Genomic DNA, 19,411 nt, shown 5'->3' on the forward strand with positions numbered 1-19,411 from the left:
GCCCTTACAAAGGGAAGGGTTTTTCCGATTCGGGTTCCCGGAAGGTCCCGGGCCACCGCCTGAAGGTAGCAGGGGGGCACCCCTATTTCACATAGGCATCGCCGTGTACCCGGGCCACCGCCCTCCCCGAAGGATCGTTCATGTTCCGGAAAGCCTCGTCCCACTCAAGGGCCACCCGGGTACTGCAGGCCACCGAAGGTTCCTGGGGTACGCTAAGGGCAGCAGCGTCACTGGGGAAATGCGATTCAAACAGGCTCCGGTAATAATACTCCTCCTTGTTGGCGGGGGTCTGCAGGGGGAAACGGTAATGGGCGTTAGCCATCTGTTCGTCGCTGACTTCCCCTGCCACCACGGCTTTCAGGGTATCGATCCAGCTATAGCCCACGCCATCGGAAAACTGTTCCTTTTGCCGCCAGGTCACCGATTCGGGGAGATAATCCTCAAAGGCCTTCCGCAGGACCCATTTCTCTATACGCCCCCCGGCCGCCATTTTGTCCCTGGGGTTAACCCGCATGGCGATGTCCATGAATTCCTTGTCGAGGAAAGGCACGCGCCCTTCAATGCCCCAGGCGGCAAGGGCCTTGTTTGCCCGAAGGCAATCGTACTGGTGCAATTTCCCGAGTTTGCGGACGGTTTCCTCATGGAAATCACGGGGGCCGGGGGCCTTGTGAAAATACAGGTATCCGCCGAAAAGCTCGTCGGCCCCTTCCCCGGAGAGGACCATCTTAATCCCCATCGATTTGATGACGCGTGCCAGCAGGTACATGGGGGTAGCTGCCCGCACCGTGGTGATGTCGTAAGTTTCCAGGTGGTAGATCACGTCCCGAAGGGCATCGAGCCCCTCCTGAAGCGTAAATTTGACCTCGTGGTGGACGGTGCCGATGTGTTCGGCTACCTTCCGGGCAGCTTCCAGATCAGGGGAGCCCTCCAGGCCCACGGAAAAAGAATGGAGCCTGGGCCACCAGGCCTCCGCAGTATCATCGCTTTCGATGCGCCGCGCGGCATACCTTTTGGCTATGGCCGAGGTAATGGAAGAATCCAGACCGCCCGAAAGGAGTACCCCATAAGGTACGTCGGACATCAATTGCCGATGCACGGCCGCTTCCAGCCCCGTCCTCAGGGCACTGATTTCGGTCTCATTTCCCTCCACGGCCTCATACTCCATCCAATCCCGGGAATACCACCGCTGGAACCCCGGGGTGTCACTGGTCATGAAATGGCCCGGGGGGAACGGCTCGATACGGGTGCAGGTCCCCTCCAGGGCTTTCAGCTCCGAGGCCACATAAAAGGTCCCCTCCCGGTCCCACCCGATGTAGAGCGGGATGATGCCCATGTGGTCGCGGGCAATGAAATACCGGTCATTGCGCTGGTCGTACAGGGCAAACCCAAAAATACCATTGAGTTCATCGAGGAACCCGGTCCCCTTTTCCTGGTAGAGGGCCAGCAGCACCTCGCAATCCGATTGGGTCCTGAAGGCATAGGACCCTTCGAACGGACGACGTAGCTCCCGGTGGTTATAAATTTCGCCATTGGCTGCAAGTATCAATTCCCCATCGGGGCTCACCAGGGGTTGCTTCCCGGAGGCAGGGTCCACTATCGCCAGGCGCTCATGGGTGAGGATGGCCTTTTCCCCGTCGTAGATCCCACTCCAGTCCGGCCCGCGGTGCCTGACTTTCCGGGACATTTCCAACAGGCGGGGCCGCAGGAGGGCAGCGGGCTGCTTCAGGTCGAACGCACAAACAATTCCACACATAAATTTGCTTATTAATATTTAGAAGCCAAATGTCTTTATATACTTCCAATAAAGAAATACTTATCGCATAATTGTCGAATATCTATAACTATAAAACAATTTATTACAGTTTAATGTTAGTTCATATTGTTTTTTACCCCCTGAAAAACCGTGAATTGTAAGGGCGAAAAATTTTAACGCCATTTTTAAGCGGGGAGTTCCCAAAACACTGTAATTTTAACAAAACTAAAAACACTAGCATGAAACCTATTTTTACCCTCACCACCCTTTTCTTTTCCACGATTCTCTGTACCTCCCTGCTAGCCCAGGAATTCAGCGGCCTTGATAAAAGCCCGATGGATATGGCGAGCTATCCGTCCAGCTACAGGGTTTCCGAAAAAGTGGTGCGCATCACCTACAGCCGCCCGCAACTGAAGGGGCGTTCCCTCGCCGACCTGGCCCCCGCCGGACAGGTTTGGAGGACCGGTGCCAACGAGGCCCCGGAAATCACTTTCTACCAGGATGTAACTTTTGGGGGGCAGGAGGTCAAAGCAGGTACCTATTCCCTGTTTACCATCCCCGGTGCCGATCAGTGGACGGTGATCCTTAACAACAACCTCAACCAGTGGGGGGCTTATACCTATGAGGAAGCCGCCGATGTCCTTCGGGTCAGCGTGCCGGCCGCCTCGGGGGAAGAGTCCCTGGATGCCTTTTCCATCGCCTTCCAGGAAGTAGGCAATGCCGTACACCTGGTCATGGGATGGGGCAATACGCGGGTGGCAGTTCCCATCGTCATGTAAAGGGACCCCACCTTGAGAACTATCAAACCGGCGCCATTTTGCGCCGGTTTTTTTTTGCCGCCGGCCGCGGCTTCAGCCCGGGTCAGGCCACCCGGATCCCGTTCACCGGGCATACCGGCTGTTCGATTTATAAAGCTATTCCCCTTCCGCCGCGAAGCTTTGCCGTCGAATCAGGAATTCAACCCGCCGGTTTGCCCTGCGGCCTGCTTCGGTGTCGTTACCGGCCACCGGCCGGGAGGCCCCAAAGCCTTCCCACCGGATCCGTTGCCCATCCAACCCGAGTTGCTTCAGGTAGGAAACCACCGCCTGGCAGCGCAGGTCGGAAAGTTTTTGGTTGTAGGCGTTGGTGCCCCTGGCATCGGTATGGCCCCCAAGGAAGAGGTGCAGGTCGGGGTTTTCCCTTAAAAAACTGAACAGCGATTGGAGTTCTTCCTTCCCGGGCCCGGAAAGGCTATACGTGTCGAATTCAAAAAGTACCGACCGGAAAGCCTGAAGGCTATCGAGCGAAAAGCCCTCGCGCGCCACAGGGTCGGCTGCTGTCGCGGCGAGTGGATCCTCCCCTGCGGCCCGGCGTAGTTCCACCTGGTCGATGTAATAATACGCCCCCTTATTGGAGCTCCGGCCCGTCTTTCGGACCGGGGTCTGCCGGTTGGCACTGAAATTTCCAAGGATCAGGTAGCGTTCAGCGCCAAGGGCCTCGAAAGTCACTGCCAGGCGTACCCATTCCCGTGTATCCCCCAGGAAATCGTGCCCCCCCGCTTTAAGAAAATGAAAGGCATTACCCTCCCGGGCATACCAGTGCCTTTTGGAAAGCTCCTTTTTGATGGGTACTGAGAGGGGTGCACTGGCCAGTAGGGCGCCGAATTCGCTTATGGCGTAATCGGAGCGTTCAGAAAGGCTTACATAAAAGGATAATTCATAACGGACTCCTTCCCGGAGGGGTTCCCTGAGGCGGGTACTGATATACTCGCGGTAGTCGCCGGGCGCATAGACATACAGGCCGGCATAGGCCTGCCCTTCCCGGGGTTCCTGGGAGCCGTTGAAATTGGAAGGGCTGCCCATCTGGTCGCTGCACCGGTGGAAGTAATCTGTGGAACCCTGCGTCGGGCACGTCCAGTCGGAGACATCTCCATGAAAGTTTCCCAGGTAATCGGGGCACTTCACGAAGGCCTCAAAACCCGGGTTGGGGATGAGGTTCCCCTGGGCCCGAAGGCCGGAAATCCCTACAAGGGCCAGGATCAAAAACCCGGCCGAAGCGCCACTGCCAAACCGCATCCAAAAGCCTGTTTTGCCTCAAGATACCTATTCCGGGCCAAAAACCAGCCATCAGGGCAAAAGACCTCGACCAACCGCAAAGAAATCCTGTGAGGCGCCAGCACACCGCTGATTTAAAGCATTTTACCAGTCGAAGGAATAGCTCACCCCGGCGAGTACCTGCAGGCCCTGTACCCGAAAATTCGCCCACCGCTGATAGGCATTCCCGGCAAGGTTATTCCCTTTCAGAAAGACCGAAACCTGGGGGTTGACCTGGTATCCCACACGGGCGTTGAGATCCAGGAAAGGGTCCAGGGTGAGGGCTACGGCAGGGAAATCCTCCGGAGCCGTATTGGCCTGGGCCTGGGTAAAAAGGTCGTCCCGCTCCCCAACGTAGAACAGGTTGGCCGCGAAGGACCAGTGTTCCCCCACCTGGTAGTCCGCAAAAAGGGAAGCCTGCAGGGCCGGCAGGTTCCACGCAGGGTTGTCGGTCTCCGTGTCGTAATCATTTACGGCAGCATTCAACCCGAGGGTAAACTCCCGGCCCAGCACCAGTTGCAGTTCCCCGAAAACCCCAAGGGTCCTCACGTCATCGTAGAAAACCCTGAAGGAGTTTCCAAAGGTATACCCCTTCTCATCGGCGCGCTGCAGGTGCTGGGGGTTCAGCAGGTAGAGGGGCAGGAAGTTCTCGGCCCGGTATATCCCTTTGAGGTTATAGCTCAACTGGGGGAGCAGGGTGCCCCGCAACCCCACATACGCCTCGTACTGCCGGTCTGTGGGTCTCACTTCAAGGGTGGGGGATACAAAGGGGTTTTCCCCGGTAAACCCGTAGTAGGATTGCTGAACCAACCCGCCTTCCACCCCGCCATAGGCAATAGCCGCCTCCCCACCCACCGGGTAGGAAGCCTTTACAGCCGGGTAAATATAAAAATTGCTCTCGCTGTTCTCCGCATCCAGCCCATACACCAGCTTCGCCCCCAGTTCGAGCCTAAGGTCGTCGCGCTGCAGCAAGAGGGAAGGCTGCACCCCAGCCTGGAAATTCCCATAGGCCACCCCGGGACCCGACTGCAGGCTGGTCAGGGGGGCATTTTCGAACTCCCCGCCCACATAGTCGAGCACCACCCCGAGCGTAAACGTTTCCTCGCTTACAGGTAACTCAAATTCCGTCTCCAGGACCAGTCGGTTCTCCCCGGAGCCTGCGGCATCCCAAAACCGGTACATGGAAACAGCCGCTTCGCGGAAATAGGAATCGGAGAGGGCCACCCTGCCGTTCAGGGCAGCCCGGAAATAATCCTGGGCGGCATCTGCCCCCAGGAGGTCCGGGTCGTCCAAAAGGTTTTCCGGGGCGCCGTACCAATGGTATCGGCGGTGCTCAAGGGCCGTCCCCACCTTCCAGTCCAGGTCACGCGCTTTCCTGGAATACGCAAGGTCCAGGGCTGTATTGTAAAAATCGGCGTCCAACGGGGTCCCTTCGATCTCCCCCCTGGATGAAAAATGGTCCAGGCCGAAGTCGAGTCGCTGTTTGCCCCGGTCAAAATCCCGGCTGGTGTACAGGCTTGCCAGGGCATTGTTGTAATTCCCCAGGCCCATCGTGGCCTGGGTGTTGTAAAGCTTTTCGGGAGCTGTCCGGGCCACCTCTGCCGCCCTCCCCTTGGCCGGGGTAAACGTGGAAGCGACCGGCACAGAATATATGGTGTAGGCCACCGCGATTTTCTTTCCGAGGATGCTGTCGCTCAGTTGTGGCAGGGGGCGGATTTTCGCGGCATCGGCTACCGCCGGATCATAGGGCCTCACAACGGTAACCGTTTCAGTGCCCAGGTCCTTTTCCTGGGCGGTCAGTCCCCCCGCAAACAGGAATACTGCGTAAAGGCAGCATAAATGGCTTGTTTTCATTCGGTGCATACTTGGTTAATTTCCCTGGGGGTTCCCGGGGGTATTCGGGCTGGCTTCCCTTGCCCTGATCCTGGCCAGCTCCTCCCCTGCCTCTGAGACCAGGTCCGGGAAATCCGTAAAACTTTTCACCACGTTCTCCAGGATGTAGGTGGCCTGGAACACGTCGTCGAGTTGATCAAAATTCCGCGCCATCAAAAGCAGCCCTTTCCCACCCCATTCCCTATGGGTCGAAAAATCGCGTACCAACTGCTGCACCGCAGCATTGGAGGCCTCAAGGTCCCCATCCTGCCGGCTGTAATAAGCCTGGTAATAAAGGGCCTCTGCGGCTGCGGCCCCGGAGGCTTCCCCCAGGACTTCGGCATAGGCAGCCCTGGCGGCCTCCTGGTCCCCGGTCTCCCGGGCGGACCGTGCGATCATCAGTCGGGCATCGGAACGGATCCTTGGGTCGAGGGAAGGATTCTCCAGGACCTTTCGGGCATAAGAAAGAGTCTGTTGGTAGTCTTTCTCGCGGAAATACGCCTTCATGAGGTTCGATTGCGCAAAAGTCCTGTTTTGGGTGATATCTGCCATTTCCTCCAACTTCTTCAGGTAGGGAAGGGCTGCGGGAAAATCCTCGCCCGCGAGGAGGACCTCACAAATCCGGGTAAGGGATTGCTCTGCCATATCGCCCCTTCCCGACTGGGCAACAACCTTGAATTGCTCCAGGGCCTTTTCGGGCTCGCCCCCGTCGAAATACAACTGGCCCAGCCTGAACCGGGCTTCCAGGGCTGCCGGCCCGCCCGGGAATTGTTCGAGGTAGGCGGCGTAAGCCTTCACGGCCCTTTGGGCATTCCCCTCGAGGCGCTGTTTTTCAGCGGCCTGAAAAGAAGCGGCCTCAAGTTCCTGGTCGCTTACCTCCACAAAGCCCAGGCCCCTGACCCAGGTGGCATACTGGTCCACCTCCCCCAGGTCCATATAGATAAGCTTCACGCTCTGAACGGCCTGGGCGGCTTCCTGGGTCCCCGGGAAGCGCGAAGCCACCTCCTTGAAGACCCCCAGGGCCTCCTGGTTCCTCCCGCTGTTGTAGTACACCAGCCCCTTGCGCATCAGGGCAGCCGGGACCAGGGAACTCATGCGGTATTCCGATAAAAGCTGGTCGTAAGCCTGTATGGCCGCCACATCTTCCCCTTCCTGGGCGCGGGAGTTGCCCAGTTCAAAAAGGGCATCATCCTTAAGGGTGCTGGTTGGGTAGGCCCGGGTGAAAGCCTCCAGGGCCTTCTGCTTCTCCCCTTCCCGGCCGAGGAAACCCAGGGCCAGGGCTTTTTGGTAATCGGCATAATCCTTCTCAGGGCTTCCCGATCCCTTGGCGTCTTCGTAGGCCGCCATGGCTTCCCGGTACTGGCGACCCATAAAATAGCTGTCCCCCAGGCGCATGAGTGCATCGGCCTTCGCGGTCCCGGCTGGGGCCCTGCCCGAAAAGGTGCGGAAATGCCCGGCGGCCTTCCCGTACTCTTTCAACTTGAAATAAGCATACCCGATCTGGTATTCCAGCCCCTGGTATTCCTCAAGGGAAGAGGCCCGGGGGAGGTCCCGGAAACGCAGGTACCCGGCCAGGGCCTCCTCATATCGTTCCAGCGCATAGGCCGCCTCTGCCTGCCAGAACCGGGCACGGGCCTCAAAAATGGGGTCGAAGGCCGCGTCCAGGGATTTCCCGAAAAGCGTCAGCGCTTCTTGAGGCTGGTCTTCCAGGAAATATTCCACCCCCCGGTAAAAGGCTACCTTCTGGTACGTTTCATCCCGGGCAGCGCCGCGGGACCCCTCCAGGAGCTCCAGGGCCCCCTGGAAATCGCGGGAGGTAAGGTAGGAATCCACCAGCAATTTCCGCACCTCGTCTGCATTGGCGTCACCCGGATACGCCTCGAGGTAACCGCGCAGGGCAACGGGCACCGGTTCAAAGGCATTCCCGATTTCGTAGCTCAGCCGGGCATAGTTCAACAGGGCATCCTTTCGGATTTCCGGGCTGAACTCCATGAGCGAGGCATTCCTGAACGCATTAAGGGCTTCCTGTTTCCGATCGAGGTTCAGGTAACATTCCGCCAGGTGGTAATAGGCGTTTTGTGCCACAGCGTCCTGCCCGTCGATGATTTTGTTGAATTGCCCAATGGCCTTCGGGTAGTCCTTCATCTGGTAATAGGCATACCCAAGGAGGTAATAATCGGTATGTGACCAGCGGCCGCGCCTCCCCTGGTACTGTTCCAGGTAGGGGATGGCGTTGCCGTACTGGCCCAGGTTGAAGTAGCTCTCCCCAATAATCTTGTTCAATTCGGAGGCCTCGCTGCGATCGGCCTTCGGGAGCTGCTTTTTGGCCTGCTCAATGGCCTGCTCGAAATTGCCGAGCTTGAAATTCATGTCGGCCTGGTAATAGGAAAGCTTTTCCCTGAGTACCTCCTGGTCGGCAATCTGGTCAAAGCGCTCGTTGGCCTGCTTATAATCGTCCTGCTCATAGGCGATGTACCCAAGGTAATATTTTGCCTGGGAACCATACTGCCCGGAATTGGCCACCCGCTTCAGGTAGGGCTCCGCATCCCCCGGCCTGCCGGAACTGTACAGGGCATACCCCATCCGGAAATCAAATGCTTCCCGCTCCTTTCGGTCGAGGGTTCCGGGATCTGCCTTTTGGAACCATTTCAGGGCCTGGGGATACCGGCCCTGGTCGAAGTAGTAATTGCCCACATCCAGGTATGCCGTATTCCTGCGGGGGGACTCCGGGTGGTTTTCCACGAAGGCTTCCATGAGGTGGTCGGCCCCCAACTGGTTGAGGCGCACGGCCGCATTGGCGATGTAGTAGGCCGCATCGGCCCGGGTTTCCGCATCGCTGGATTGGTCCAGGAACTGCTGAAACAGGTTCTGGGCCGCCTGGTACTGCCTGTTGTGGTACAGGTCGAGGGCCTGCTGGAATTCCCTCCCGGGGTGGGTATAAATCAGGGATTCCTGTCCCCGGCCATAAGCCATAGCGAGCAGGAGCACCGGCAACAGGGTGAGTCGTTTTCGCATAGTGTTCTCAGGAGTTAGCGAATTTCCATTAATAACGGCAATATCCGCAGGCAAGTATGTACCTTGAGGCGAATTAAGGGAATTTTGGGGCAGATGGCCAATGGATTGCCCGGAACTTTTTACTTTTATATCAACAAGCAGACTATGGCCGAAAACGTGCTCTCCCTTAAAGATGCTGCCGTATACCAGCAGGAGAATATGGTACTCAATGATATTTCCCTGGAGATCAGGCCAGGGGAATTCGTCTACCTGATCGGGAAAACCGGCAGCGGGAAAAGCAGCTTCATGAAAACCCTTTATGCCGACCTCCCCCTGGGTCACGGGGAAGGGCAAATCGTGGGCTTCGACCTGAAGACCCTGAAGGAAAAAGATATCCCCCACCTGAGGCGGAAACTGGGTATTGTTTTCCAGGACTTCAAGCTGCTTCCCGACCGCAACATCTTCAACAACCTGCTTTTTGTGCTGCGGGCAACCGGCTGGAAGGACGCTGAAAAAATGAAGGAGCGCATCGAGGCCGTCCTCGACAAGGTAGGGATGAAAACCAAGGGGTTTAAATTCCCCCACGAACTTTCCGGGGGCGAACAGCAGCGGATCGCCATTGCCCGGGCCCTGCTCAACGACCCGGAACTGATCCTGGCCGATGAACCCACGGGCAACCTGGACCCCCAGACGAGTGTGGAGGTCATGAAGGTACTGCAGGAAATCAACAAAACCGGCAGGACCATCCTGATGGCCACCCACGACTACGCCCTGATCCTGAAATACCCTTCCAAAACCCTGAAATGCGATGGCAACAAGGTATTCGAAGTCATCCAGAAGGCGGGTTAGGAAGGTACCTCACCCCTTCGAACGCCCATGATCTTCAGAAAACGTCCCCGGCAGCCCGATACCCGCACCCCGCCCCTGATCGGGTTACTCCTTTTCGCGATCTCCATCGTCCTGCTGGTGGTTACCGGACCCCTGGGGTTCCTGTACGGGATTTTCCACAGCACTTTCAAAAAGGGCTTCAGGGGCCTCGGGGAATACCTCCTGCAGGTTGCCATTTCCATTGACCAGCTGGGCAATGTCCTGATGCAGCACCTGTTGAACGTGCTATGGGTCAGGCGGGGGGGCTATCCCTTCGGCAACCGGGACGAAACGATCAGCAACGCCCTGGGCCGGAACAAACGCAACGGTACCCTAACCGCTTTCGGAAGGGCCATCGATGCCCTGCTGGACCGCATTGACCCCAACCACTCCCTGAATTCCATCGACTATTACATAGAGCCCAGCAGCCAGGTCATTGAAGCGGTAAGTTGGGTACACCTCGAGGACGGCCGCATCCTCTGCAGCCGGAGCGTGGGCAAGCGCCTGTACTACATCCCGGGGGGGAAGCGCCTTCCGGATGAGAGCGAGGTCCAGGCCCTGCAGCGGGAAATACGGGAAGAACTCGGGGTTGGCCTGGTCGGGCCCAGCATCGAGCCCCTGGGGGTCTTTGAGGCCCAGGCAGACGGGCAACCCCCGGGCATCCAGGTGCGCCTGAGCTGCTATACGGGCAGGTACACCGGTACCCTGCATCCCTCGGCTGAAATCGAGGAACTCGTTTGGCTCTCTTACCCCGACAGGGACCTGCTGGCCCCGGTTGACCAGCTGGTCTTTGACTTCCTTCAAAAAAAGGGGGGCCTGCAATGACCTGCAGGGAGTAGATCCTTTTTTGTATTTTGCGGGCCGAAACAACATCCCCTCCATGGAAGTACTTGGCATAGACGTGGGTGGTTCCGGTATCAAAGGAGCCCTGGTCCACATGGAAACCGGTGAAATGCTTACGGAACGCTACCGCATCCCCACCCCGGAACCGCGGACGCCCGAGGCTATGGCCCGGGTGGTCGCCGAAATTGTCCGGCACTTCGAATACCAGGGCCCGGTTGGATGCGGGTTTCCCACCCTGATCAAAAAAGGGGTGTGTAAATCCCCCGGGAACCTCGATCCTTCCTGGCTTGAGGTTAACGTGGAAGAACTCTTCAAAAAGGCCTCGGGAAACGACTTTACCGTCATCAACGATGCGGATGCCGCCGGCTACGCAGCCATGAATTACGGCGTGGGAAGAGGGATGAAGGGGTTTGTGATCATGATTACCATCGGCACGGGCCTGGGCAGCGGGGCCTTCCTGGACGGCCGACTTATCCCCAGTTTCGAACTGGGGCAGATTCCCTATAAAAAATACGACAAAATCGAAACCTGGGCCGCCGCCTCCGCCAAGGAGCGGGAAGGCCTCACCTGGAAGAAATGGGGCAAGCGTTTCAATAAATTCCTGGAACTGGTGGAACTGGTCGTAAACCCAGACGCCATTATCCTGGGCGGGGGAACCTCCAAGGATTTCGAGGAATACCAACGCTACATCCGGATCGAAACCCCCGTAATCCCCGCCGGGTTACAGAACCAGGCCGGCATTATCGGGGCGGCAACGGCCTGCCTGGCCGACCACCCGGAACTCTACCTCCAGTAATCAGGCACCGGGCTTAGCCCGCTTCCGGTCGGTCTCCTTCAGAAGGATTTTTCGCAGTCGGATGTGTTTGGGGGTCACCTCCACATACTCATCTTTCTGGATATATTCCAGGGCTTCTTCCAGGGAAAACTTGATTGCGGGTACAATGCGGGCCTTATCGTCTGAGCCGGAGGCCCTCACGTTGGTGAGTTTCTTGGTCTTGGTCACATTCACCACCATATCGTCGCCCCGGGAATTCTCCCCTATGACCTGCCCCTCGTAAATGTCCTCGCCCGGATCCACAAAAAAGCGGCCCCGCTCCTGGAGCTTGTCGATGGAATAGGGAATGGCCTTACCCATTTCCATGGAGACCATGGAACCGTTTTGTCGCTGTGGGATGTTCCCTTTCAGGGGCTGGTATTCCAGGAACCGGTGGGCCATGATGGCTTCCCCGGCCGTAGCCGTCAGCAGCTGGTTCCTAAGGCCTATGATGCCCCTGGAGGGGATGATGAATTCACATACCATCCGCCCGCCCCTGGACTCCATCCGGGTCATTTCACCTTTGCGCATGGCGACCATCTCCACAGCCTTTCCGGAAACTTCCTCAGGCAGGTCTATGGTCAGGGATTCCACAGGCTCGCACTGCTGCCCGTCGATGTCCTTCAGGATCACCTGCGGCTGCCCGATCTGCAATTCATACCCTTCCCGCCTCATGGTTTCAATAAGCACGGAAAGGTGCAGCACCCCCCTGCCATAGACCATGAATTTCTCTGCGCTGTCGGTCTCCTCCACCCTCAGGGCAAGGTTTTTCTCCAGCTCGCGTTCGAGGCGTTCCTTGATATGCCGGGAGGTTACGAATTTCCCGTCCTTGCCAAAGAACGGGCTATCGTTGATGGTAAACAGCATGCTCATGGTAGGCTCGTCGATGGCGATGCTGCCCAGGGCTTCCGGGCGCTCCACATCGGCCACCGTATCCCCGATTTCAAAGCCTTCCAGGCCCACCAGGGCCCCTATGTCCCCCACTTGAAGGCTGGAAACGCGGGTGCGCCCAAGCCCTTCAAAGGTGTGCAATTCCTTGATCCGGGAACGCACCTGCTTGCCGTTGCGCTTGATCAGGGCGATATCCTGCCCTTCTTTCAGGCTCCCGCGCTGCAGGCGGCCAATGGCGATACGGCCAGTATAGGAGGAATAATCGAGGGAGGTCACCAGCATCTGCGTGGAACCTTCTTCAGGTACAAAAACAGGGATATGTTCCAGCACCATGTCGAGCAGGGGGGCAATGGAATTTGTGCGGTGCTTCCAGTCCTGGGACATCCAGTTCTCCTTGGCGGAACCATAGACCGTCGGGAAATCCAATTGCCATTCCTCGGCCCCCAGTTCGAACATCAGGTCAAAAACTTTTTCATGGACCTCGTCGGGGGTACAATTGGGCTTATCCACCTTGTTGATGACCACACAGGGTTTCAACCCCATACTGATCGCCTTCTGGAGGACGAAACGCGTCTGTGGCATAGGCCCTTCAAAGGCATCTACCAGCAGCAGCACCCCGTCGGCCATGTTAAGCACCCTTTCCACCTCGCCACCGAAGTCGGCGTGGCCGGGGGTATCGATGATATTGATTTTGGTATCGCGGTAGGTCACCGAGACATTCTTGGAAACAATGGTAATTCCCCTTTCACGCTCCAGGTCGTTGTTGTCGAGGATCAGGTCCCCGGTATGCTCATTCTCGCGGAAGAGTTGGCAGAAATGGAGGATTTTGTCTACCAGGGTGGTCTTTCCGTGGTCAACGTGGGCGATAATGGCAATGTTCTTTATCTCGGCCATGGCACTGATTTTAAGCGCGCAAAGATACGCCTAATTCTCCTTGAATTGCCATTGTGCCGTTTTATTTAACGAAAGGGTATCATTAGCCCCTTCCGGCACCATTTACAGGGTGCGGGGTTCCTGCAGGAAATCAGGTTATCTTCGCAATGGGGAGGGGGTTGCACCCCCTGCTGCCAGGGCAGCCAGATTCAACAACATCCCCCAGGCCGCCTGCAGTTATGTAGGCGGCCGGGGGGTTCATTCCATGCCCGGCGACTGCCTAAGGCCTATTTCGCCATCATCCCCCCGTCGATCACATAGGTATTTCCCGAAATATACCTGCTTTCGTCAGACGCGAGGAACAGGACGAGATCCGCAATTTCCCCCGCTTCGGCATAACGATTCAGTGGAATCATGGCTTCGAAGCCTTGTTTTGCCTTCCGGGTATCTTCAGGAGAGACGTCGGCTTCAATCCTCTCCATCATCCCGGTATTGACCGGCCCCGGATGCACCGTGTTGACGCGTATTTTCCTGTCGGCAAATTCAAGGGCTGCCACCCGCATTATGCCGATAACGGCGTGCTTGCTGGTCACATACGCCCCCAACCCCTGCATGCCCTTCAGGCCTGCTACCGATGAGGTAATGATAGCACTACCGCCTTCCGACATGGCTGGGAGCACGTGCTGGCACCCCAGCCAAACCCCCTTCACATTAACCGCCAGGACTTTATCAAAAAGCGCTTCCGGATATTCGGCCATCGGGTAGGAGTTTCCCTCGATGCCGGCATTATTGAAAAACACATCGATCCGGCCAAAAGCATCCAGGGTCTCCTTTACATACTTCTTAACCTGGTCGGAATCCGATACGTCGGCTACGCAATACGCCGTGTTCAACTTCCCTAACTCCTCCACGGTGGCCCGTAAAGCCTCCTCATTAACATCCACGAGCATTACCCGGGCACCTTCCCTCAGGAATATTGCTGCCGTCTCCCTGCCTATACCTGCGGCAGCCCCGGTAACAAGGGCCACCTTGTCATTTAACCTTTTCATATCTCACGTTTTAGAGGCCTTAATGTAGGTTGTGGGCGCAATTCTTGAAATGACCTGAATCAACTGGGAGATGAAGGCAGGAAGAAGGTTGACGGGTGCGGGGTTTTTGCAGTAAACCTGATTATCTTAGATATGGGGAGGGGGGGCATGCCCCCAACCGGAATCATGAACAACAGGACAAAAAATCGCAAGCCCATCGTTTTTCAGGGTTTGGATTTCAAGATATTAAAAGCTCCCCCATTAGTTTCTATCTTTGCGAAAACTTTATGAAATGGACCTTTCCGCCATCCCGCAATTAAAATATACTGCTGAAAAGAATTTTTTCCTGCTGGCCGGGCCCTGCGCCATTGAGGGGGAGGCCATGGCAATGCAGATTGCCGAAACCGTAACCGGCATCGCAGACCGCCTTAAAATCCCCTATATTTTCAAAGGCAGCTTTAAAAAGGCCAATCGCAGCAGGGTGGATTCCTTCACCGGGATCGGCGACGAAAAGGCCCTGCGTATCTTGAAAAAAGTATCGGAACACTTCGGGGTGCCCACGGTTACCGATATCCATGAGATCGACGATGCGGCCATGGCTGCAGAGTACGTGGATGTACTCCAGATCCCGGCCTTCCTGGTCCGGCAGACCGACCTGGTGGTGGCAGCGGCCAATACGGGCAAGGTGGTTAACCTGAAAAAAGGACAATTCATGAGCCCGGAGAGCATGAAGCACGCCGTGGCCAAGGTAACCGACTCCGGCAATTCGCAGGTCCTGATCACTGACCGGGGGACCATGTTCGGATACCAGGACCTGATCGTCGATTTCCGGGGGGTCCCGGTAATGAAGCAATTTGCGCCGGTGGTCCTCGATGTCACCCATTCCCTCCAACAGCCCAACCAGGCTTCAGGGGTTACCGGGGGGCGTCCGGAACTGATCGAAACCATTGCCCGGGCGGGGATTGCCACCGGGGTTGACGGAATCTTTATCGAAACCCATTTTGACCCGGCCAGCGCCAAAAGCGACGGGGCCAACATGCTGCCCCTCGACCAGCTCGAAAGGCTGCTCACCCGCCTGACCGCCCTGCGGCAAACGGTTAACGATTTCTGAGGTTTCAGGCATGTTTTTTCCAGGGTCGGGACTGTACCCCGACAGCTTCCCCGAGCACTTCAATAAGCACCCCGGGGTCTATGTCTTCCGGGCGCCGATAGCGCAGGGACTTCACGGCTTTGCGGCCGCGGCATTCCATTAATTCCGTATGCCGGGTAAGCCAGGCTCCCCGGTAGAATCCAAGATCCACATAGTCACGGGACTGGTTCAGGTAGCAAAAGGGGCTTCCGTGGAGGTAATAAAAAGGGATGCGGTATTTGAACTTCAGGGTTGCCCCGGGCACGCCCTGCTCAATAAGCACCTGCAATTGGAGCAAAAGGGTGCGGAAGGGCTCTTGTTGCCCGAGGATATAGGCTTCGGCTGGGTTCATCTAGCAACAGTCTGTACTGATCTCCCGTTGGAAATCAACACAAAGCAACCGGGTGTACCGCTCGGGGGTTTGATCCGAGATCCGGATTTCGCGCTGCACCATATCCACTTCAAAATGGAAGCATGAAAAGTCCTCACAACAGTCCATCCCCAGCCGGTCCATCAAAAACCGGGTAATCCTGGGCCTGAGCCGGTATTCCAGGTCGATGAGGAACCTTTGGTCTGCCCGCTGCTGCCCTTCTTGAAAAATCCAGTGAAAATGCAAGTCAATACAATAAATAGCCCGATAAGATAGTAAAATTCATTTCATGTATCTCAAGGGAACCATTTTTTTGCCCCCACGGGGGTGGACTTTGTTTGGCGGGGAAACCATTTCTTAATGCCAAATTTCCATCCATGTCAATCCAGGGGCTTATTTTTGAGATTCTAAACACCAACCCATGCCGCGTTTCTTCTTGCCCTACCTGGGCCTTTGCGCCCTGCTGCTGTTGCCTATCGCAGGCTTTTCCCAGGCACATACCCACCAGGCGGCCACGCCTGTTGAATTCCCGGACATCCCCGGGTACCTTACCCTGACCACTGACCTCCACCAGCACACGGTGTTCTCCGATGGGAGCGTTTGGCCCGACATCCGGGTCATGGAGGCCCTCAGGGAAGGCCTGGATGCCATCTCTCTGACCGAACACCTCGAATACCAGCCGCACCAGGCCGATATCCCCCACCCCGACAGGAACCGTTCTTTCGAAATCGCGATGGAGGAAGCCCGCGACCACGAGCTGATCCTCATCCACGGGTCTGAAATCACCCGAAGCGCCCCCATGGGGCATAGCAATGCCATATTTATCACCGACGCCAATGCCCTTCTGGCCGGGGCCCCGGAGGTCCCGTTCCGGGAAGCCAAGAATCAGGGGGCCTTTATATTTTGGAACCACCCGGCCTGGTACGCCCAGAGTCCGCAGGGGAATCCGGTTTTAAGCGATTTCCAGAAAGCGCGCATCCGCGACGGGGAACTGCACGGGATCGAGGTAATCAATACCACCGATTATTCGGAAGAAGCCCTGGAACTTGCCCTGAAAGAAGGCCTCACAATCCTGGGAACCAGCGACATCCATGGCCTTATCGACTGGGACTATACAGAAAAAGGGAACCACCGGCCCATCACCCTGGTCTTCGCCAAAGCACGGGATGCGGAGAGCCTGAAGGAAGCCTTGTTTGCCAAACGCACCGTAGCCGTATACAACGGGTTATGGGTCGGCAGGGAAGAATGGCTCCAGCCCCTGCTCCGGGCCAGCGTGAGCATAAAGGAAGCCGGGTACCTCCCGGGGTCGCAGATCCTGAAAATCGTGCTGGAAAACCAGACCAGTTCAGACCTCCTCTTTGAGAACACCATGCCGTACACGTTTTACAGCAGCTCCCCTGTTTTTGAAATTCCTTCCCGGGGAACCTATACCCTGCAGGTGAAAACATTGGAAATCAGGGATTCCCTGGAATTGCAGCTAAAGGCCCTGGGGGCCTATACGGCCCCTAAGGAACACCCGGTAATTTCCTGGAAAGTGGTGGTCCCCGCCCATCCGGGGAATTAAGCCTTACCGTCTACATAGTCCTGCAGGTAGGCATAGCGGGGGGTGAGCTTCCCATCGCAGGTCATCCGCGCCCGCTCCAGGATCCCTTCCGAATCCCCATCGAAGAAGGCAGGGATCACATGCCTGTAAAACGCCTCCCCGAACCCTTCGCTGGCATCACGGGGCAATTCCGCCGGCAGGTTGTCCACCGCCATAACGGCAATGGCATTGGGATGTTTGAAATCCGTCTCCTTTTCGGTTACAGGATCATACCCATAGACCGGGTCGGCAATGGTGGAAGCCCTAAGGGTAGTGGCCACCGGGCCGTCGATATCGCAGCTGATATCTGCCACCACCCGGATGCGGAAATCGGGGTGGCGCGCATCTTCCCGGGTAAAAAGGTAAGGCGCCCCCTCCCCGTAAAAGTGCCCAGCAATAAAGAGGTCCGTAACGCGGGCAAACCGGAAAAAATCGGACTGGTAGGCTTCCGGGTGTGCGATGAAATCCTCCCTGCTGCCGCGCACCCCGTCTTTGCGCTTGTTGTAATGGGAGGCGTCGATCTGGCAGTAAACCGGGTGGTCAAATCCCCGGTGGAGGTAGTCTGCCACGGAAACCCGTTCCAACCCCATGCCATCGAGCATTTCCCGGGCCCCGCTGCCGACGCGGCCTTTACCTGTCAGCAGGATTTTGATCGGGGGGAGGTCCAGGGTGTTGAGTTCTTTTAGCAAGGCTTCCTGATCGGTAAGGGTGGAGGCTTTGGGAAGGCTGTAATCCCCTGTTTTGAGCCCATAGGCCCTAAATCCGTTGTAGGCCCCAACAATCCCCGCATACCTGCCGAACGCCACCAGGCGTTGCCCCCTGGGGTTAGTCAGCACTTCGTGGTCGTAAAGCTCGATGCGGTGTTCCAGGATGGCCCGGAGCAACTCCCGGTTGTAGGGTTGTTTTTTGATCGTATGGGAAAAAAAGAAATATTTCTTGTTGGGTATCAGGGCAGAAACCGGAACCTCCTTCACCCCCAGCAAGACATCGCATTCGCCCATATCTTCCACTACGGGAATCCCCGCTTCGCGATATTCCGAATCCGTGAATACGCGGATCGGGGATGCCTCGGCCGCGATTTCGGCCTGCGGAAATTTAGCCACGACTTTTTGGCAGGTCGCGGGCGATAGTACTACCCGGTGGTCCGGGGGGGTCTTGCGTTCCCTGATCAATCCGAATTTCATCAGCAGGTTTGGTATGAAATTTGCGCTAAAATAGGCGGAATTGAAAGGGTATGCAAATCCATGGGCCCCGGGGTACTTCCCCGGTCACGCCTGGCGAAAAAAATGGTATCTTTGCAACCCCGTCCGCCAAAGCCTTGCAAAGGCGGACCTGATCCTGTAAAAGGCAATAGCCGAAATGGCAGGAACGATCTTTGAAACTCTGGGGCCGACTGGTTTTGACAGCGAGACCAATGGCGATGTAAGCATGCCGAGCGCTGGGATACAGCTCGTTAATCTCATGACTCAACCTTTTTAGATGGCGAGTCTAACTACGCTTTAGCTGCCTAATTGACTGAATTACAGTAAGTCATGGCGTTTTCCTGCAAGGCGGGAAGGCTAAATGTCCCCGGGTAGCCCTTGTTGGCGGCGACCCACAAGGGGGCACCATAAAAGTCAACATAGTACCGATGTAGCTTCGGCAACGGTATAAAACCAAAGAAGCTAAGTGCGCAATAGGCGGTTTTTGGTCAGTTGCGCGCCGACAACCAATCAAAAACTAAGCATGTAGAAAGCATTGTTATTGCTTGTTTGGACGAGGGTTCGAATCCCTCCGGCTCCACGATCAAACCCAAACCCCGCCGGGTTCCCGGCGGGGTTTCGTGTTTTCTGGGAACGCATCGAGCTCGCTCGAATGCGTGGACAGGAAACGCGAAACCGCCCTGGCGCAGCCGGGGCAGGGTTTGGGTTTGCAGGACGGGATCTTCAGGGATCACCGAAGCGCCGAAGGCGGAGAGGTAATCCCGTTTTCAGCAGGCCCAACCGCCAAATTGGAAAATGGCCTGCATGGTTAGGGGGTTGCCATTCCTGGCAACCGCGTCAAGCTTGCTTGTTCGCGGGGACCAGGGGCATGAAACCGCCCTGGCTGCGCCAGGGCAGGGTTTGGGTTTGCAGGACGGGAGCGCAAGGGATCACCGAAACGCCGAAGGCGGTGAGGTAATCCATCACGTGGCTTTTTTCGTTACGCCTCCGGGATTCGAAGGCCAGCGCGCCAGCTTGCTCGAATGCGTGGACAGGAAACGCGAAACCGCCCTGGCTGCGCCAGGGCAGGGTTTGGGTTTGCAGGACGGGAGCGCAAGGGATCACCGAAACGCCGAAGGCGG

16 protein-coding genes and 1 other RNA gene are annotated in these 19,411 nt (G+C 56.9%); 7 read left to right on the forward strand and 10 right to left on the reverse strand.

Annotated elements, in window-relative coordinates; translation table 11 throughout:
* Positions 1-82: 82 nt before the first annotated feature.
* Positions 83-1,753, reverse strand: coding sequence for an asparagine synthase B (gene asnB / locus NG653_RS13690; protein WP_252742285.1), 1,671 nt, complete (start codon positions 1,751-1,753; stop codon positions 83-85).
* 239 nt (positions 1,754-1,992) lie between these two features.
* Here asnB and NG653_RS13695 point away from each other — a divergent pair, with 239 nt between their 5' ends.
* Positions 1,993-2,532 (forward strand): DUF2911 domain-containing protein, encoded by a 540-nt coding sequence (locus tag NG653_RS13695; RefSeq protein ID WP_252742286.1) that lies wholly within the window; start codon positions 1,993-1,995, stop codon positions 2,530-2,532.
* Between the two features lie 135 nt (positions 2,533-2,667).
* Here NG653_RS13695 and NG653_RS13700 read toward each other — a convergent pair whose 3' ends face one another.
* From NG653_RS13700 to NG653_RS13710, 3 genes are all read right to left on the reverse strand, one after another.
* A complete protein-coding gene (locus tag NG653_RS13700; RefSeq protein WP_252742287.1) occupies positions 2,668-3,807 on the reverse strand; it encodes an OmpA family protein in 1,140 nt (379 codons plus the stop codon).
* A 123-nt stretch (positions 3,808-3,930) separates the two neighbouring features.
* A complete protein-coding gene (locus tag NG653_RS13705; RefSeq protein WP_252742288.1) occupies positions 3,931-5,679 on the reverse strand; it encodes a porin family protein in 1,749 nt (582 codons plus the stop codon).
* 15 nt (positions 5,680-5,694) lie between these two features.
* Complete coding sequence (locus NG653_RS13710) at positions 5,695-8,712, reverse strand: tetratricopeptide repeat protein (RefSeq protein ID WP_252742289.1); 3,018 nt, start codon at positions 8,710-8,712, stop codon at positions 5,695-5,697.
* 144 nt (positions 8,713-8,856) lie between these two features.
* On the opposite strand from NG653_RS13710, the gene NG653_RS13715 reads away from it, so the two are divergent.
* Genes NG653_RS13715 through ppgK form a run of 3 tightly spaced genes read left to right on the forward strand, consistent with a single transcriptional unit; the run spans position 8,857 to position 11,197 of the window.
* Entirely contained in the window at positions 8,857-9,540 is a 684-nt protein-coding gene (locus NG653_RS13715) for a cell division ATP-binding protein FtsE (RefSeq protein ID WP_252742300.1), read from the forward strand.
* A gap of 27 nt (positions 9,541-9,567) precedes the next feature.
* Positions 9,568-10,383: an NUDIX hydrolase gene (locus NG653_RS13720; protein ID WP_252742290.1), complete on the forward strand. Its 816-nt coding sequence runs from the start codon at positions 9,568-9,570 to the stop codon at positions 10,381-10,383.
* 55 nt (positions 10,384-10,438) lie between these two features.
* Positions 10,439-11,197 (forward strand): polyphosphate--glucose phosphotransferase, encoded by a 759-nt coding sequence (gene ppgK / locus NG653_RS13725; RefSeq protein ID WP_252742291.1) that lies wholly within the window; start codon positions 10,439-10,441, stop codon positions 11,195-11,197.
* Here the strand turns inward: ppgK and typA are convergent, their stop codons facing one another.
* Positions 11,198-13,000: a translational GTPase TypA gene (typA, locus tag NG653_RS13730; protein ID WP_252742292.1), complete on the reverse strand. Its 1,803-nt coding sequence runs from the start codon at positions 12,998-13,000 to the stop codon at positions 11,198-11,200.
* 266 nt (positions 13,001-13,266) lie between these two features.
* Positions 13,267-14,028, reverse strand: a complete 762-nt coding sequence (locus NG653_RS13735) for an SDR family NAD(P)-dependent oxidoreductase (protein WP_252742293.1) — start codon at positions 14,026-14,028, stop codon at positions 13,267-13,269.
* 271 nt (positions 14,029-14,299) lie between these two features.
* On the opposite strand from NG653_RS13735, the gene kdsA reads away from it, so the two are divergent.
* Positions 14,300-15,118, forward strand: a complete 819-nt coding sequence (kdsA, locus tag NG653_RS13740) for a 3-deoxy-8-phosphooctulonate synthase (protein ID WP_252742294.1) — start codon at positions 14,300-14,302, stop codon at positions 15,116-15,118.
* Between the two features lie 4 nt (positions 15,119-15,122).
* Here the strand turns inward: kdsA and NG653_RS13745 are convergent, their stop codons facing one another.
* Positions 15,123-15,488, reverse strand: coding sequence for a DUF1801 domain-containing protein (locus tag NG653_RS13745; RefSeq protein WP_252742295.1), 366 nt, complete (start codon positions 15,486-15,488; stop codon positions 15,123-15,125).
* Positions 15,489-15,752 carry a hypothetical protein gene (locus tag NG653_RS13750; RefSeq protein WP_252742296.1) on the reverse strand — a complete coding sequence of 88 codons (264 nt, stop codon included), beginning with the start codon at positions 15,750-15,752 and terminating at the stop codon, positions 15,489-15,491.
* Positions 15,753-15,927: 175 nt separating this feature from the next.
* Here NG653_RS13750 and NG653_RS13755 point away from each other — a divergent pair, with 175 nt between their 5' ends.
* A complete protein-coding gene (locus NG653_RS13755) occupies positions 15,928-17,070 on the forward strand; it encodes an Sb-PDE family phosphodiesterase (protein WP_252742297.1) in 1,143 nt (380 codons plus the stop codon).
* On the opposite strand, the gene NG653_RS13760 is transcribed toward NG653_RS13755, so the two are convergent.
* Complete coding sequence (locus NG653_RS13760) at positions 17,067-18,272, reverse strand: NAD(P)-dependent oxidoreductase (protein WP_252742298.1); 1,206 nt, start codon at positions 18,270-18,272, stop codon at positions 17,067-17,069. The genes NG653_RS13755 and NG653_RS13760 overlap by 4 nt on opposite strands.
* A gap of 201 nt (positions 18,273-18,473) precedes the next feature.
* On the opposite strand from NG653_RS13760, the gene ssrA reads away from it, so the two are divergent.
* Positions 18,474-18,873: a transfer-messenger RNA gene (ssrA, locus tag NG653_RS13765) on the forward strand.
* 254 nt (positions 18,874-19,127) lie between these two features.
* On the opposite strand, the gene NG653_RS13770 is transcribed toward ssrA, so the two are convergent.
* Positions 19,128-19,411: hypothetical protein (locus NG653_RS13770; RefSeq protein WP_252742299.1), on the reverse strand; the 284-nt coding region annotated here is incomplete at its 5' end.

Source organism: Robiginitalea marina (assembly GCF_024006985.1).
In the GTDB taxonomy this organism is placed as follows: Bacteria; Bacteroidota; Bacteroidia; order Flavobacteriales; family Flavobacteriaceae; genus Robiginitalea; species Robiginitalea marina.

Excerpts from the sequence above, each read along its gene's own strand:
- NG653_RS13710 (WP_252742289.1), bottom strand. The coding sequence starts at position 8,712 with ATGCGAAAACGACTCACCCTGTTGCCGGTGCTCCTGCTCGCTATGGCT.
- NG653_RS13705 (WP_252742288.1), bottom strand. The coding sequence starts at position 5,679 with ATGAAAACAAGCCATTTATGCTGCCTTTACGCAGTATTCCTGTTTGCG.
- NG653_RS13715 (WP_252742300.1), top strand. The coding sequence starts at position 8,857 with ATGGCCGAAAACGTGCTCTCCCTTAAAGATGCTGCCGTATACCAGCAG.
- NG653_RS13755 (WP_252742297.1), top strand. The coding sequence starts at position 15,928 with ATGCCGCGTTTCTTCTTGCCCTACCTGGGCCTTTGCGCCCTGCTGCTG.
- asnB (WP_252742285.1), bottom strand. The coding sequence starts at position 1,753 with ATGTGTGGAATTGTTTGTGCGTTCGACCTGAAGCAGCCCGCTGCCCTC.
- NG653_RS13695 (WP_252742286.1), top strand. The coding sequence starts at position 1,993 with ATGAAACCTATTTTTACCCTCACCACCCTTTTCTTTTCCACGATTCTC.
- typA (WP_252742292.1), bottom strand. The coding sequence starts at position 13,000 with ATGGCCGAGATAAAGAACATTGCCATTATCGCCCACGTTGACCACGGA.
- kdsA (WP_252742294.1), top strand. The coding sequence starts at position 14,300 with ATGGACCTTTCCGCCATCCCGCAATTAAAATATACTGCTGAAAAGAAT.
- ppgK (WP_252742291.1), top strand. The coding sequence starts at position 10,439 with ATGGAAGTACTTGGCATAGACGTGGGTGGTTCCGGTATCAAAGGAGCC.
- NG653_RS13735 (WP_252742293.1), bottom strand. The coding sequence starts at position 14,028 with ATGAAAAGGTTAAATGACAAGGTGGCCCTTGTTACCGGGGCTGCCGCA.
- NG653_RS13720 (WP_252742290.1), top strand. The coding sequence starts at position 9,568 with ATGATCTTCAGAAAACGTCCCCGGCAGCCCGATACCCGCACCCCGCCC.
- NG653_RS13700 (WP_252742287.1), bottom strand. The coding sequence starts at position 3,807 with ATGCGGTTTGGCAGTGGCGCTTCGGCCGGGTTTTTGATCCTGGCCCTT.
- NG653_RS13760 (WP_252742298.1), bottom strand. The coding sequence starts at position 18,272 with ATGAAATTCGGATTGATCAGGGAACGCAAGACCCCCCCGGACCACCGG.
- NG653_RS13745 (WP_252742295.1), bottom strand. The coding sequence starts at position 15,488 with ATGAACCCAGCCGAAGCCTATATCCTCGGGCAACAAGAGCCCTTCCGC.